Source organism: Ruegeria sp. BHSA123, from assembly GCF_059613425.1.
In genome coordinates this window covers 1-15,440 of the sequence record NZ_JBXWSL010000019.1, presented here as the reverse complement: position 1 = coordinate 15,440, position 15,440 = coordinate 1, and the positions used below count along the sequence as shown (strand labels likewise).

Below are 15,440 nucleotides of genomic sequence, written 5' to 3'. Positions count from 1 at the left end.
TGTCTCGTAGAGCGATCAGAAATCGCTGATGTCCTGCCACTGCCGCTGATCGGACGAGGCCAGCGCAGCGGCCAGCACGCGGTTGACCTCATGCCCGTCGCGGAACGTGGGCCAGATCGCCTCGCCGGTATGGATGGCCTGTAAAAAGTCCTTGGCCTCGATGATGATCTGATCCTGATAGCCGGTTCCGTGACCCGGACCCTGACAGAAGGGCTCATAATCCGGGTGCGCGGGGCCGGTCAGGATCTTGGTGAACCCGCGCGCGGCTTCGGGCCCTTCGCGCTTGTACAGCCACAGCGCATTCTGGTCCTCCTGATCGAACCGGATTGCGCCTTTTGTGCCTGATATTTCATAGGCATAGCCCATTTTCCGCCCCGTCGCGACGCGGCTGAAATACAGGCTTCCCATGACCCCGTTTTCGAACCGGCACATCATCTGGGCATGGTCGTCATTTGTTACCGCACCACCGGGGCGGGTTTTGTGAACGGTCTCAACATCGGCCATCACCTGCGCAATGGGCCCGACCAAGGCCAATGCGCCATTGACCATATGCGGGGCAAGATCGCCGATTGTGCCGTTGGCCATACCGGTCGTGCGCCAGGTGGCCGGGGCCTGCGGATCTGCATAGAAATCCTCGGTATGTTCGCCCCGGAACCACGTGATGTCACCAATCGCGCCATCGGTAATCAACTGGCGGGCATATTGGCTGGCGGGTGTGCGGATATAGTTGAACCCCACCATGTTCACCGCCCCCGAAGCCTCGGCCGCAGCAACCATCGCCCGACTGTCTTCAAGCGATGCGCCCAATGGTTTCTCGCACAAGACCGGTTTGCCCAAGGCAAAAGCCGCTTCTGCGATCTGACGATGTGTTGACTGAGGCGAGGCGATCACGATTGCCTCGGCCTTGGGGTCTTCAACCAACATGCGCCAGTCATCGGTTGCCCGCTGAAATCCATAGGCCGCCCGGTAGCGTTCGGCACTGTCCGGGCTCGACGCGCAGATGACCTCAAGCCGGGGGCGCAACGCCGTGTTGAAAACCGCTCCGACGGCCGACATCGCGACGGAATGGGCCTTGCCCATATAACCGCCACCCACGATTCCCACTCCGATTTCAGGCATCTGCCATGGCCTCGCACATTGTGTTTGCAACCGGTTGCAAAATCAGTATCGTGTGAATCGATTCAACGCAAGGTCCAAACTTTGCCCACCCACTTTGCCGGAGGACATGACGTGAGCGCTTTGATAGACGGTATCAAAGGAAATCGCTTTGCCGTTCTGGGGCGTGCGGGTATGGACCTTTACGCAGACCCGGTCGGTGTCAAAAGCGAAGAGGCCGATACGTTCCATGCCGATCTTGGCGGCTCGTCCGCGAATATCTGTGCCGGTCTGGTCAAGCTGGGCAGCCAGGCATCCTTGATCACCTCCATCTCGGACGATGCAATTGGTCGGTTCTGCCTCAACCGGTTGCAACATTACGGGGTAGATACCTCTTATATCCGCGTGTTGGGGGGCGAGTATCGCACCTCTCTGGCCCTGTATGAAAGCCGGACCGAGAACTTTCAGAATGTCATCTACCGCAACGGAGCGGTCGATTTTCAGGTTACTGACGCGGATGTGGACAGGGTTGATTACTCATCCTTCTCGGCCTTGATTTCGGCTGGCACCGTCTTTGCATCCGAACCCTCGCGCAGCGCCACGTTCCGAGGGTTTGAAAATGCGCGCAAAGCTGGTCTTCCGATCATTTTCGATGTTGATTACCGCCCCTACAGCTGGCCTTCGCCGGAAATTGCCGCTGACGTTCTGTCCCGTGCGGGCGAAGCCAGTGACCTGATTGTCGGCAATGATGAAGAGTTCGGCTTCATGGCCGGAGGTCTGGAAAAGGGCTTTGCCAAGGCACAGGACCTCGCCAAAAAACCGGGCCGGGTCGTCATTTACAAGATGGGCGAAAAAGGCGCCGTGACGCTGGCGGATGGGCAGGAAATCAAAACCGGGATCTACCCAGTGGACGCTATCAAGCCCGTCGGGGCCGGTGACAGTTTCATGGCAGGGCTTCTGGCTTCGATCGCGGCGGGGCACGCGCTGAAAGACTCGGTGATGCGCGGTTCTGCCTGCGCATCCATTGTCGTATCCAAACCCGGCTGCGCCCCCGCTATGCCCACGACCCCCGAACTGAACGCGTTCCTCGCCTCTCACTCCGGTCCGACCACATAGGAGTATCCCATGCATATCGCGCCCTATGACAATCAGAACAAGCCCATCGTTGACGCCGGCGATCCGACCGTTCCGCTGAACTATTTCAACATCGTCAAACTGAAAAAAGGCGAGGCGTTCGAATACCGGGTGCCGGGCTACGAGACCTGCATCGTCCCTGCAACCGGCAGCGTCGATGTGGATGTCGAAGGCGTTTCCTTCCCCAGGCTGGGCAACCGGGGCGAAGATGTCTGGGATGGCGAGCCCGAGGGCGTCTATGTTCCCGTCGGCGCAAAGGTGCAGATGGTCTGCCTTTCTGACGCGACCGAGGTGTTCATTGCCGGTGCGAAATATGACAAGGTGCTGGACCCGTTCGATGTGCGCGAACACGACCTTGTGCAATATGGCAGCGACGACACCAAAACCCACCGCAAGATCAAACACATCCTTGGCCAAAAGCAACACGACAAGGTCGGTCGCCTGCTGGTCAGCGAGCTGTTCACCGTCGGTCAGGGCGGCTGGTCGGGCTTTCCCAGCCACAAGCACGACACCAACCGCCTGCCGGATGAGACCCGCCACGACGAGACCTACAATTTCCGGTTCAAACCCAACTGGGGCTCGGGTCTACAGATGCTTCAGCGCGAAGATAACCAGCCGGGCGACGCCTATCACATCGTGGATGGATCGACCGTTTGCATCGACAAGGGCTATCACCCCTGCTGCGTTTTGCCGGGGTACGAGATGTATTATTTCACCATCCTCGGCGGCCTGACCCAGCGTTCTCTGGTGCAGTATTTCCAGCCCACACATGCCTATCAGATCGAAACCATTCCCGGCATCAAAGACATGATTGCGAAATTCAAATGACCCTCGTCACGCTGAAAGACGTCCTGCAACCCGCTTATGAACAGGGCTATGCCGTAGGCGGGCTGGTCACACTCGGCTGGGAAGATATGCGCGCCTATGTGGCCGCGGCCGAGGCCGAGAATGCGCCCGTGATCCTGCAAGCCGGACCCAGCTGCCGCGACCACACTCCGCTACCCGTACTGGGCAAGATGTTCCGGTATCTGGCGGAAAACGCCTCGGTGCCCGTCGTTGCGCATCTGGATCACGGCTATACGTTCGAAGACTGCAAGATCGCGCTCGACAGCGGTTTTACGTCCCTGATGTTCGACGGGTCGCGCAAACCCCTGCAGCAAAACATCGATGAAACCGCCGCAATTGCCGAGATGGCCCATGCGGCAGGGATTTCCTGCGAAGGCGAGATTGGTTTTGTCGGGTACTCGGGCGGTGAAGGATCAAACGGCACCGACCCGGCAGAAGCGGCCCAGTTCGCACGTGAAAGCGGTGTGGATGGGATGGCGATATCGGTTGGCAACGTCCACCTGCAACAAAACAAGGAAGGCGGTCTGGACGAAGCGCGCATTGCCGAGATCGACGCCTTGACCACCGTGCCTCTGGTCATTCATGGCGGATCGGGTGTGCCGGTAGATCAGCGTATGAAGTTGGCCCGCGAAACCTCAATCTGCAAGTTCAACATCGGAACCGAGCTGCGCATGGCCTTCGGCAATGCCCTGCGAGACGCTGTCAATCGCGATCCCGAACGATTTGACCGCGTGACCATCCTGAAAGAAACCCACGATCCGGTCGAAGCCGCCGCGCGGATGGTCATCCGTACCTTTGGCGCGCCGCCGCAACGTTGACGCGCGCTTTCGTCCTCAGATCGACCCCCCCTCGACCATGAAGTTGCCCGCGCTGCACATGGCGGCGTCGTCCGAGGCCAGAAACAGCACCATGCGCGCGACATAGACAGGCTCAATCGGATCGGGCAGGCATTGGCGGTCGACCTGTTTGGCCAGCGCCTCGGGCGTGACCCAGAGGTTCTTCTGGCGCTCGGTCATGATCCAGCCCGGCACCACCGTGTTCACACGAATGCTGTGATCGCCCAATTCGCGCGCCATGGTGCGGGTCAGGCCATGCACCGCCGATTTGGCGGTGGCATAGGCCGGAAAACCTGCCCCGGCCTCCCACCAGGAATTCGATCCTATGTTGACGATCGAACCTGCGCCCTTGGCGATCATACCCGGGGCCACAGCCTGAATGGCAAAGAACATATGGCGGATATTGGTCGCCATCCGCTCATCCCAATAGTCCGGCGTCACCTCGCGCCAGTCGTGGCGGTCATCCTGGGCGGCGTTGTTGACCAGCACATCCGCCTCGCCCAGCTCCTCGACCAGTTGCTCCAGCGCAGCCCGCGTCCCTTCGATATCGCGCAGGTCACATTGCGCAAAGGCGTGTTCACCGTCCAGGTCCGCCAGCAGAGCATGGCCCGCATCCGCATTGATATCCAGAAACCCGACCTTCGCCCCTTGCGCGGCAAAGGCGCGAACGGTTTCCGCACCAATTCCCCCGGCCCCGCCCGTGATGATAACCGTTTTGCCCGCAAGGCTAGGGTAATTGGCGAAGTCTTGGCTCATCCGTCACGCTCCATGATCCATTCGACCTCAGGGGCCAGGGCAAACCGCCATTTGCGCAGGGGGCCCGCCATGACGTTCAGGTAATACATCTCAAACCCATAGGGCGCGCCGCAAGGGTGATGGCCGCGCGGAACAGTCACAACATCGCCATCGGAGACAGCCATCGTCTCATCCAACTGGCCATCATCGGTATAGACCCGCTGAATTCCGAACCCGTTGGCCGGGTTGAGGCGGTGATAATACGTCTCTTCCAGATAGGTGATGCGGGGAAAATCATCCTCATCATGTCGATGACTGGGGTAAGAGGACCAGTGCCCATTGGGCGTAAAAACCTCGGTCACCAGCAGGCTGTCGGCATAATCCTCGTTCTCCATCGCGATATTGTTGATATATCGCGTATTCACGCCCTTGCCGCGTTCGGTCAGGGTGATGCCATCCGGCCCGATCCGGCGCGCTTTGTGGCCGCCCTTGCTCGGGGCCGAGCACACCGCCACAACGCAGTCGGTTTCCGCCACAGCCTCCCACTCGGTTCCGTTGGGCAGATACAGGCTATGCGGCGGTGTCTTTTCGAACACTTTCATCCGACCGCCCAACACGCCCCAGTCCTGCCCGGCCCCGGTGATCCGCGCCTTGCCTTCGACCATCACCAGAATGACTTCGCGGTCTCCTGTCGCCTCGGCCGCCCGGTCGCCCGCTTGCAGATGATAGAGCCCAAAACCTACATATCGCCATCCGGCACTGTCCGGGGTGATGTCATGTACTTTGCCACGGGTTCCAATAGGCTTCTTCAGCAGATCTGCCATTCTTGTTCTCCTTATTGGGCGGGCCTAAACGGCCCGCCTGTATTGCCCTCAGGCCGCTTGCCGTGCTTGCAGGGCCAAAAGCGCGGCAGACAGCTGAGCCTCGGCCCACCCTTCCGATACGGCCCTGTGCAATATGTCGGCCTGGCTTTCGGGCGCGTTGCCACCAATCGGCGGGTCGGTGTCCAGATTGGTCGGGAACGGATAGCCCTCAGCCGTTGCGGCAATAGCGGCATTCAGCTCTGCCGCACTCAGCGCCCCCCGTTGTTTCAGGGCGACCAGCGACGGAAACACCGCCTGCGACATGGACTGCCGGTCAACCATCTCCATCGCGCGGCCAAAAGCGGATGAGACCTGCAACAGGTTCGCCATCCGCTGAATATCCGTACTGCTGTTTTCCCCGGCAGCGTGGAACAGCGCCGGGTTGAAGAACACCGCATCCCCCTTCGCAAGGGGCAACTGAATGTAGTTCTCTTCAAAAAACGCCCGGTGTGCCGCATCGTGAAAGGCCAGATATCCCGGCGCGTAAAGCTGCGAAAACGGCAACAGTTTGGTTGGGCCGCTTTCCACGGGCATGTCACAATGCGCAACCGCGCCTTGCAAGGTCAGCGAGGCCGTCACCAGATGGGCATGGGCCGGATACCGGGCGGCGCTGTCGGCGGTTTGAAAGCCCAGATGGTAATCCCGATGCGCCTGCTGTGCCTTGCCGCCGGGGCGCACCTGATTGATCTGCGCGGTCATTTGATAGTTCGGCCCCAGCCACGCTTCGCAAGCCGTTGCAATGGCCACATTCCCGAAGTAGAGTGCAAAGCCTTCGGGGTCGCGCAAGCACTGTTTCTGCAATGCGTTCCATATCCGGTCATTCGCGCCCGAGGCCGCGAAGTGGTCGCCTTCTCCGGCCCCGCCCTGACGTTCTTCCTCGATGATCTGCTGGAACACAGCCGTCGCCCGGTCGATCACGGACGTATCCGCAAATGCGCCTTTTAGAACGATCACACCCGCAGATTTGTCCAACACGCCTGCCCATTCCGCCAGCAGCGCTTTTCTTTGATCTGCCTTCTCCAGCGCCGGGCGCAGCGCATGCATATCATAGATCGGAACGTTCTTTTGCACCGATGCGGCGTGAGGCACCGCACCGGCTGTCAGGTTTTGCGAGGTCAACACCTTGAATTCATCCAGATCACAGGATTCCCGGTCAAAATAGCCGACATATCCAAGGTCTTGATGTACCATGACAAACTCCTCTTTCATGGCTTCGGTGTTGCCCCGAGGGGCAGTGATTAAACGGTGATCTCCAACCCTGCCTTGCCGCAAACCTCGACGATGTGGTCATAGCCCAATTTGGAGTACTCATAGGGCGGCGCCTTGGCGGGGTCCTGCTCGGCCTCGACCACGATCCAGCCGCTGTAATCCATTGCTTTCAACGCGTTGGCTACGGCCTGAAATTCGATGCACCCATCACCCGGCACGGTGAATGCCCCGGCAATTACGGCATCCAGAAAGCTGAGATTGTTCTCGCGCGTGTCCTGCACGATGTCTGGACGGATATCCTTGAAATGCACGTGATGCACCCGGTCGCCCCAACGGTTCAGCGTGGCCATCACGTCGCCGCCACCAAACAGCAAGTGACCCGTATCGAAACACAGCTTCAGCTCGGGGCCGGAACCCTCCATCAGCCAGTTCACATCCTCTTCGCTTTCGATGATCGTGCCCATATGATGGTGATAGGCCATCGGCATACCCTGATCTGCCATCCATTTGGCAAGCTCGGTCAGCTTGCCCGCATAGGCCAGAACCTCGTCTTTGGACAGCTTTGGGCGGTCATTGACCGGCGTTCCGATCTGCCCCTGAACGGTATTTGAACACTCGGCGTAAACAATGCAGGGGCTGTTCAGCGCAACAAATTGTTCCACCTGCTCGCGCACGATGGCGATCTCGGCCTCAAGGTCATTGACCAGAGTACTGCCCGAACACCAACCGCCACACAGCGCGATGTCGTTTGCGTCCAGATAGGCGCGCAACCCTTCGGTGTCGCCGGGCATCCGCTGGCCCCGTTCAACACCGGTATAGCCGATCTCGCGCGCTTCTTTCAGCGCCTGCTCCATCGTGTAGGCTGCGGTCAGGTCCGGCAGATCGTCATTCTGCCAGGCAATCGGAGAGATACCGATCTTCACGCTCATTTCGTGTTTCTTTCCTTGATGGCGACCTCATAGGCCGCACGTTTTTCGTTTACTTCCGGACGGATGCTGACCTCGGGCACCGCCACTTCCCACCACGTTCCGCCATATTCGGTCGATGGGTAGGGATCAGTGTCGATCACCACCACATAAGGGCCTTTGACCTTAGCGCGTTTGGCCAGTGCCGCCTCAAGCTCGGCGATCGAGCTGACCTTGACCGCGGTCGCCCCCATTGCTTCGGCATGTTTGGCAAAGTCGATCGCCGAATTTTCGCCGCCGATTGCATGATCCAGCAGGTTGTTAAACTCGGCCCCGCCGGTTCCCATCTGCAAACGGTTGATGCAGCCAAAGCCGCGATTGTCGGTGACCACAACGGTGAACGAAATCCCCATCATCGCCGCCGTCGCCATTTCCGAGTTCGCCATCATGTAAGTACCGTCGCCGGTAAAGCAGATCACGTCGCGGTCGGGCTGGGCCATCTTGATGCCCATCGCACCGGCGATCTCATACCCCATGCAGCTGAAGCCATATTCCATATGATAGGCACCGGAGCGCGGTGCCTTCCACAGCTTGTGCAACTCACCCGGCATCGTGCCCGCGGCACACATGGCAACGGTGTTTTCATTGGCCGCCCGCTGCACGGCACCAATCACCTGCATATCCGTGGGCAGCGCATTGCTGTCTGCGGGCGCGTCGGTCAATGCGTCGACCTTGGCAAACCATTCCGACTTCAGCGTTGCAGGCATATCAGGCGCGCGGTAACCGCCCAACGCGTCGCTCAGTTCACCCAGCCCAACGCGGGCGTCAGACTGCAGCGGCATCGCGCCGTGCTTTGCCGCGTCATAGGCGGCGGTGTTCAGGCTGATCAATTCCCGCTCTGGGTTCGCGAACAATCCCCAAGACCCGGTGGTGAAATCCTGAAAACGGGTGCCGACGCCCAGCACCAGATCCGCCTCGGCGCAGATATCGTTGGCAGGCTCACCGCCGGTGACGCCAATCGGACCAAGGTTCAGCGGGTGATCCCAGGCCAGCGCGGATTTACCAGCCTGCGTCTCGGCCACCGGCACGTTGTGCGCCTCGGCAAAGCGCTGCAAAGCGGCGGTCGCGTCCGAATAATGCACACCGCCCCCGGCCACGATCACAGGGCGCTTGGCTGCTTTAATCGCGGCCACGGCCCGTGTCAGTTCACCCTCATCCGGACGAATTCGGCGCTGATACCAGACGCGCGGCTCAAAAAAGCTTTCGGGATAGTCATAAGCCTCGGCCTGCACATCCTGACAAAAGGCCAGCGTCACCGGACCGCAATCCGCCGGGTCCGTCATCGTGCGGAAGGCGCGCGGCAGCGCCGTCAACAGGTGCTCCGGCCGGGTGATGCGGTCGAAATAGCGGCTGACCGGTCTGAAACAGTCATTCGCGCTGATGGTTCCGTCCGAAAACACTTCGGGTTGCTGCAAAACCGGGTCGGGACCACGCGTGGCAAACACGTCACCGGGCAGCAACAAAACCGGCAGGCGGTTCACATGGGCCAGAGCAGCAGCGGTGACCATGTTGGTGGCCCCCGGCCCGATGGACGAAGTGACCGCCATCGCCCGCCTGCGCCCCAACTGCTTGGCATAGGCAATCGCGCAATGCGCCATGGTCTGTTCATTGTGACCGCGATAGGTGGGCAGGCTGTCTTTCACACCGTGCAGCGCCTCGCCCAGACCGGCCACGTTGCCATGGCCGAAAATCGCCCAGACACCTGCGATAAAGGGCTCTCCGGCCTCGTTCATCTGCGCGCCCAGATAGCGCACCAGAGCCTGCGCCGCAGTCAATCGGACTGTCTTGCTCATCATGATCCCTTTCAACTCAGCTCCGCCTTTGGCGACCTGCGGGTTTTGTCATTTGCGAAGGTGCCAGCTTTTGTATCAAAGCCTGAAAAAAGTGGGGCGTCACGTGCCACCGCCCGATGGATGCCCCATTGGGGCATCCAAGTTCTGTACTTTAAACCGTACCGCCCAGCGATCCTTCTAGCTCGGCCATTTCCTGACCGCCTGCCATCAGGTCCTGCAACTGCTCTGGCGTGATCTCGCCACGCGTTGCTGTACCCAGCGTCTTGCCCCGGTTCAAAACGGTGAACCTGTCACCCACCGCCAGCGCGTGACGCACGTTGTGGCTGATGAAAACCACGCCGACGCCCTGACTGCGCACCTTGTCGATGGTGGCCAGAACGTTCGAAGTCTGGCGCACACCAAGGGCCGAGGTCGGCTCGTCCAAGATCAGGATCTTGGCACCAAAATACACGGCGCGGGCAATGGCAACGGTCTGCCGTTCCCCCCCAGACAGGGTGCCAACCGCCTGATCCGGCCCGCGCAGGTTGATGCCCATCTTGCGCATCTCTTCCATGCAGACCTCATTCGCGTGTTCAACATCGAACCGTTTCAGCAGACCCTTACCCTTGGTCGGCTCGCGCCCCATGAAAAAGTTGCGCGTGACGCTCATCAGCGGGATCATCGCAAGGTCCTGGAACACGGTCGCAATGCCTGCCTCCATCGCATCCCGCGGAGTGTCAAAATGCAGCGGTTTGCCCTCGAAAAAGATCTCGCCCTTGGTGGGTTTATGTACCCCGGACATGGTCTTGATGAAGGTCGACTTGCCCGCGCCGTTATCGCCCAGCAGGCAGTGGCATTCACCCGGCTTGACGTCAAAACTGACGCCCGCCAATGCGATGATGTTGCCAAAGTGCTTCTCGATATCCTTCATTTCCACGATGGGGGCCTGATCGCCTGCCGCATCGCCATGGTGGAACTTGGTATCTTCGGTCATATCAGCGCTCCCCGGTTACGCGTTTGCGGATCGCGTTGTTGAACAGAACGGCAATCAGCAGCATCGCGCCCAGGAACACCTGGAACCAGTCCTGATCAAAATCCGTATAGGTCAGTCCGATGACAACCATGCCGAAGATGATCGAACCAAAGAACGCCCCGATGGCCGAGCCATATCCGCCCGTCAGCAGACAGCCCCCGATCACGGCAGCGATGATCGCCTCGAATTCTTTCTGGAAACCACGCCGTGCGTCGGTCGAGCCCGCGTCGATCACCGTAATGATGGCCACCAGTGCAGCGCAACAGGCAGTCAGCATGAACAGAGACACCTTGATCTTGCTCACGGGAACACCGGAATTCGATGCCGCAGTGCTGTCACCGCCCGCCGCGAAAATCCAGTTCCCCGCCGGGGTTCGCAGCAACACATAGGTGGCGGCCAATGCCAGCACGATGAACCACAGGATTTCGACCGGAACGCCGGGCACCTTGGGTGCTCCGCTTTTGAAGGTGTCAATCATGCCATTGGCCGCCAGCCAGGCAAACAGGCTGCCAAAGGCTTCGCCCGAAAAGAACGGCGCCAGCCAGTCGTTTTCAACCACGTCACGCACACCGCGCAACTGGGTCGACCCTCCGGTCGCCGCTTTGAGGCCAACAAGGGACAAGCCACGCAGAATGAACAGGAAAGCCAGCGTCACGATAAAGGACGGCAGGCCAGATCTTATGACGATATTGCCGTTCACTGCTCCGACGAATGCCGCGAATACAAATGTCATGGGGATCGCAATGATCAGTGGCAGATGCCATGTCACCACGCAGACGCCGAAGAACAGGCCCGCAAACGCCACCATCGATCCGATGGACAGATCAAACTCACCACCGATCATCAGAAGGGCCGCACCGATTGCTAGAATGCCCAGCTGTGCCGCAGGTGTCATGAAATTCATGACCCCGGCCAGGGTAAACATCGAATCGTCTGCTGTGATGGCAAAGAAGATGACCACCAGAACGACACCGGCCATCGCACCGAGTTCGGGCCGTTTCATGAGCTTGGTCATGAAAGGTTCTTTCTTGACCCTTTCGTCCCCGGCGATTTGCGCTGAGTCACTCATCGTTTCCTCCCACTTGGGTGGGAGCGGCGCCACCGCGCCGCCCCGTTTAGTTCAGGTTGCGGTATGGATCAGCGGATGCCCTGCGCGGACAGCTCGATCACCTGCGCGGCCTTGTCCTGAGTGATCAGGTTCGGACCCGAAGGAACGTTGCCACCGGGCATCAGGCCGTATTTGGCGTGCAGGCCCATGAAGTTCACCGACAGGTACCCTTGCAGATACTGCTGCTGGTCAATGGCAAAGGCCGCGTCGCCATCCGCAATCGATTGCAGGAAGTTGGCCGACAGGTCGAAGGATGCAACGTTCACATCACGGCCCGACGCTTTGACAGCGGCAACAGTCGGCTCACCGGCCGAGCTTGCACCCAGCGCCATAACCGTATCGACGGCTTCGTTAGCAGCAAGAGCAGCCGAGACCTTCGACTCGATTTCCGACGGATCGTTCGAGGTCGGCAGAACTTCGACATTACCGCCAAAGCCTTCCGCGAAACCTGCGCAACGCAGGTCCAGCGCAACGTTGCCCACTTCGTGGTTCACACAGATCGCGGTTTTGCCCCCCATCGAAGCCAGTTGTTCACCCGCAGCTTTCCCGGCGTCAAACTCGTCCTGACCCACGTGCAGCAACGCACCCAGCTGTTTCGACACATCCGACCCCGAGTTGATCGAGATCACCGGGATGCCTGCGGCAACGGCACGTTCGATTGACGGGCCAAGCGCATCCGCATCCGGGATCGAAACGATCAGGCCATCAGGTTCCTGGTTCACCGCAGCGTCGATCAGCTGCGACATGGCCACCATGTCGAAGGTTTCCGGTGCGCGGTATTCCACATTCACACCGACATCCTTGCCAGCCTGTTCAACACCGTTCTTCACGACGTTCCAGAATGCGTCATTGGCCTGGCCATGCGATACGACCACGATGTCCTGCGCAAGAGCGGGTGTAGCCAGGGCCAGTGCCCCCGCGGCAAGTGCACCTTTAACGAATTTCTTCATTTCAGTTTCCTCCCATTGGTTCAGTCTGATCTTCTGTTGGGGTACCGGCCCCAATCATCCGGCTGTGCCGAATCTCAGTGGCTGCGGCGCAGGGCCGAGCTGTCGTTAGTTTGAAGAATTTTGGTCATTTTGCAACCGGTTTCAAAATTTCCTCCATCCGGACGGGCTTTCCCGTCTGCGCTGACAGGGTCGCGGCCTCGGCCATCGCCAGCGCCGCCACACCATCCTGCAACGTGACGGGAACGTTGGAACCGCCGCTGACGGCATCAACAAATGCGGCCCATTCCACGCGATAGGCCGGCATGTAGCGTTCCAGAAAGAAATAAGTCGGCTTTGCGCCCACAACGCCATCTGCCGTCGATTTCACGACGGTGTTTTCCAGCATGTTATGCGCCTGCAACAACCCTTCCGAACCCAGCACCTCGACCCGCTGATCATAGCCATAGGCCGCCCGGCGCGAGTTCTTGATGACCGCAATCCGGCCGTCTGCGTAAGTCATTGTGACCACAGCCGTATCCACATCGCCTGCCGCGCCGATCTCCGCATCCACAAGCGACGATCCCACCGCCGTGACGGTCTGAGGCACATCCCCCATCAGAAAGTTCGCCATGTCAAAATCGTGGATCATCATGTCCCGAAACAGTCCTCCGGACACTTTTACATAGCTGACCGGAGGCGGTGCCGGGTCAAATGACGTGATCGACAACAGTTCGGCCTTGCCGATTTCACCTGCGTCCAAACCGGCCTTCAAAGCTGCAAAATTAGGATCGAACCGCCGGTTAAACCCGATCATGACAGGTTTGCCGCGCCCCGCGACGGCTGTCAGACAGTCTTGCGCCCTCTGAAGGCTCAGATCGACGGGCTTTTCGCACAGAACGGCTTTGCCAGCGCCCGTGGCCGCCTCGATCAGGTCGGAATGCGTATCCGTCGGCGTTGCAATCAGAACCGCGTCAATCTCGGGATCAGCAATTATTTCTTCTGAACTGCGTGCCTCGGCCCCATATTCACGCGCCAGGCTGGCTGCCGCTTCGGGCAGCGCATCGGATACGGCACACAACCTGCTCCCCGGATGGGAAGATATGGCCTGCGCATGAACACGCCCAATACGCCCGGCACCCAGCAATCCGACCCTCAACATGCAGCTCTCCCGAATCTTGTTGTTGTGCGTAACAATGATTTTCTTTGCAACCGGTTGCAATATATTTTTTGCATCGCCCCCGGTTTTGCCAGCGGCTCCCGCAGCCTCAACGCGAATACCGCGCAAAAACCCGGTCTGATCTCAACAGGATTACCCCGCCCGACACGCATTTTCCGCGCAAATGCCAGCCTACGGGAATCCCCCAATATCGCCGCCCGGTGAATCACGTTAGATTGTACTTAAGGAACACATACTACCACTCTGTGACCCCTTAGAGGGGCTGGCATGACCCCCTCGTCCAGCCCCTCATACCACACCAAACAGCCACAAGATCACATCGCGCCGACCAAAGCAGGCGCATGTCCGGTATTGATCTGGTTTGACAATGGCGATCCCTGAAGGACTCGAACCCTCAACCTGCTGATTAGAAGTCTTACTACTCTCCTTTCGATGCAGTTCCAGGCACTTCTTTCAAACACCAAATCTCTTTATTTTTATGGAACTTATGGACTACCGCCTACGATCGAGCTCTTGTCAACTCTCTTTCTTGTGCTTACCTATTGCTTACCTAGCGTAGAATGCTCTTACGATGCCAAACATCCGACTGACAAAAACAAGCATTGATCGCCTTTCGCCCACAAATCGTGAGGCAATCTATTGGGACGAGAGTTTACCGGGCTTCGGACTGCGGGTGAAAACCACTGGCGTGAAGAGTTTTGTCATTCAATACCGAAGCAAGCAAACTGGTCGGTCGAAACGTAAGACTTTGGGCAAGTATGGGCCAACGCTTTCGCTTGGCACAGCACGTGAGATGGCGCGAAACCTTCTCGCCGAAGTTATCAGAGGTGGGGATCCGGTCTCAGACGGGCAGTTGCTGCGAAAATCGCCAACAGTCTCCTCACTTGCCGAGCAATACTTGACCGAACATGCGGTCCCAAAGAAAAGGCCCGGTAGCGTACGGAATGATCTTTCCATGTTGGAGAGGTACATTTTGCCTAAGCTGGGTGAATTGAAGGTCATTGAAGTGACACACCAGCATATCCAGAAATTGCACAACCAAATGCGCGACACTCCTTATCAGGCCAATCGAACGCTCGCGCTTGCTTCAAAAATGTTCCAACTGTCGGTACGCTGGGGGATGCGATCTGACAATCCCGCGCGTGGTGTTGAAAAATACGTAGAGGAAAAACGTGATCGCTGGCTTTCCGATGCGGAACTTCAACGGCTTCTATTGGCGCTATCCGAACACCCCAATCAGACTGCTGCCAATGCAATCCGCTTCCAGCTTCTGACAGGCGCGCGGATTGGAGAAGTTCTGACAGCCAAATGGGAAGACATTGATCTAGAACGTCGCGTGTGGACGAAACCATCGCATCACACCAAGCAAAAACGGCGAGAACACCTACCTTTGTCTTCGGCAACCACTGCCTTGCTGTCGGAAATGCAAGTGTCGAATACGCTAAACAGCTCATGGCTCTTTCCCGGACGCGATCCTGGGCAGCCGTACAAGGACTTGAAAGGGTTCTGGCGGTCAATAACGAAGTCCGCAGGTTTCGAAAACTACAGGGTACATGATAACCGGCATACACACGCTTCACATCTGGTTTCTAGTGGTTTGAGCTTACCGATAGTGGGCAGGCTTTTGGGACACACGAACCCGTCTACCACGCAACGCTACGCGCACCTCGCAGATGACCCGTTGCGGCAGGCAGCGGATGTGATGGGTAAGAAGATCAGCGGTGGCAGTTCCTGAAAC

At 58.8% G+C, this 15,440-nt stretch carries 15 protein-coding genes; 5 read left to right on the top strand and 10 right to left on the bottom strand.

The window, feature by feature from the left end:
* Positions 1-15: 15 nt before the first annotated feature.
* Complete coding sequence (locus tag AC2FNC_RS11725; RefSeq protein WP_480518597.1) at positions 16-1,119, bottom strand: Gfo/Idh/MocA family protein; 1,104 nt, start codon at positions 1,117-1,119, stop codon at positions 16-18.
* A 111-nt stretch (positions 1,120-1,230) separates the two neighbouring features.
* Here AC2FNC_RS11725 and iolC point away from each other — a divergent pair, with 111 nt between their 5' ends.
* From iolC to AC2FNC_RS11710, 3 genes are read left to right on the top strand one after another with little or no spacing between them, the layout of a single operon-like run.
* Positions 1,231-2,211: a 5-dehydro-2-deoxygluconokinase gene (gene iolC, locus AC2FNC_RS11720; RefSeq protein ID WP_496715419.1), complete on the top strand. Its 981-nt coding sequence runs from the start codon at positions 1,231-1,233 to the stop codon at positions 2,209-2,211.
* 9 nt (positions 2,212-2,220) lie between these two features.
* Positions 2,221-3,057, top strand: coding sequence for a 5-deoxy-glucuronate isomerase (locus AC2FNC_RS11715; protein ID WP_480475288.1), 837 nt, complete (start codon positions 2,221-2,223; stop codon positions 3,055-3,057).
* A complete protein-coding gene (locus AC2FNC_RS11710; RefSeq protein ID WP_496715417.1) occupies positions 3,054-3,893 on the top strand; it encodes a class II fructose-bisphosphate aldolase in 840 nt (279 codons plus the stop codon). The genes AC2FNC_RS11715 and AC2FNC_RS11710 overlap by 4 nt, the downstream gene beginning before the upstream one ends.
* Positions 3,894-3,908: 15 nt before the next feature.
* Here the strand turns inward: AC2FNC_RS11710 and AC2FNC_RS11705 are convergent, their stop codons facing one another.
* The 9 genes from AC2FNC_RS11705 to iolG all read right to left on the bottom strand — a co-directional run bounded on the left by AC2FNC_RS11705 (position 3,909) and on the right by iolG (position 13,684).
* Entirely contained in the window at positions 3,909-4,667 is a 759-nt protein-coding gene (locus tag AC2FNC_RS11705) for an SDR family NAD(P)-dependent oxidoreductase (RefSeq protein WP_496715416.1), read from the bottom strand.
* Positions 4,664-5,470: a 5-deoxy-glucuronate isomerase gene (gene iolB / locus AC2FNC_RS11700; protein ID WP_480518586.1), complete on the bottom strand. Its 807-nt coding sequence runs from the start codon at positions 5,468-5,470 to the stop codon at positions 4,664-4,666. Before iolB ends, AC2FNC_RS11705 begins: the two co-directional genes overlap by 4 nt.
* A 48-nt stretch (positions 5,471-5,518) precedes the next feature.
* Positions 5,519-6,700 carry a phytanoyl-CoA dioxygenase family protein gene (locus tag AC2FNC_RS11695; protein WP_496715414.1) on the bottom strand — a complete coding sequence of 394 codons (1,182 nt, stop codon included), beginning with the start codon at positions 6,698-6,700 and terminating at the stop codon, positions 5,519-5,521.
* Between the two features lie 47 nt (positions 6,701-6,747).
* The gene (iolE, locus tag AC2FNC_RS11690) at positions 6,748-7,647 is read right to left on the bottom strand and encodes a myo-inosose-2 dehydratase (protein ID WP_496715413.1); all 900 of its coding nucleotides are present in this window, start codon (positions 7,645-7,647) and stop codon (positions 6,748-6,750) included.
* On the bottom strand, positions 7,644-9,476 hold the full coding sequence (gene iolD, locus AC2FNC_RS11685; RefSeq protein WP_496715412.1) for a 3D-(3,5/4)-trihydroxycyclohexane-1,2-dione acylhydrolase (decyclizing): 1,833 nt from the start codon (positions 9,474-9,476) through the stop codon (positions 7,644-7,646). The genes iolE and iolD overlap by 4 nt, the downstream gene beginning before the upstream one ends.
* A gap of 151 nt (positions 9,477-9,627) precedes the next feature.
* Complete coding sequence (locus AC2FNC_RS11680) at positions 9,628-10,449, bottom strand: ATP-binding cassette domain-containing protein (RefSeq protein WP_480475274.1); 822 nt, start codon at positions 10,447-10,449, stop codon at positions 9,628-9,630.
* A gap of 1 nt (position 10,450) precedes the next feature.
* On the bottom strand, positions 10,451-11,557 hold the full coding sequence (locus AC2FNC_RS11675) for an ABC transporter permease (RefSeq protein ID WP_480475272.1): 1,107 nt from the start codon (positions 11,555-11,557) through the stop codon (positions 10,451-10,453).
* A gap of 68 nt (positions 11,558-11,625) precedes the next feature.
* Positions 11,626-12,546 (bottom strand): sugar ABC transporter substrate-binding protein, encoded by a 921-nt coding sequence (locus tag AC2FNC_RS11670; protein WP_267364100.1) that lies wholly within the window; start codon positions 12,544-12,546, stop codon positions 11,626-11,628.
* A gap of 124 nt (positions 12,547-12,670) precedes the next feature.
* Positions 12,671-13,684: an inositol 2-dehydrogenase gene (gene iolG / locus AC2FNC_RS11665; protein ID WP_480554164.1), complete on the bottom strand. Its 1,014-nt coding sequence runs from the start codon at positions 13,682-13,684 to the stop codon at positions 12,671-12,673.
* Here iolG and AC2FNC_RS11660 point away from each other — a divergent pair.
* Together AC2FNC_RS11660 and AC2FNC_RS11655 are read left to right on the top strand one after the other, a co-directional pair.
* A complete protein-coding gene (locus AC2FNC_RS11660; RefSeq protein ID WP_480476954.1) occupies positions 13,637-13,906 on the top strand; it encodes a hypothetical protein in 270 nt (89 codons plus the stop codon). The two genes, iolG and AC2FNC_RS11660, sit on opposite strands and share 48 nt — an antisense overlap.
* Before the next feature lie 367 nt (positions 13,907-14,273).
* Complete coding sequence (locus AC2FNC_RS11655; RefSeq protein WP_480625469.1) at positions 14,274-15,437, top strand: tyrosine-type recombinase/integrase; 1,164 nt, start codon at positions 14,274-14,276, stop codon at positions 15,435-15,437.
* The last annotated feature ends 3 nt before the right edge of the window (positions 15,438-15,440 follow it).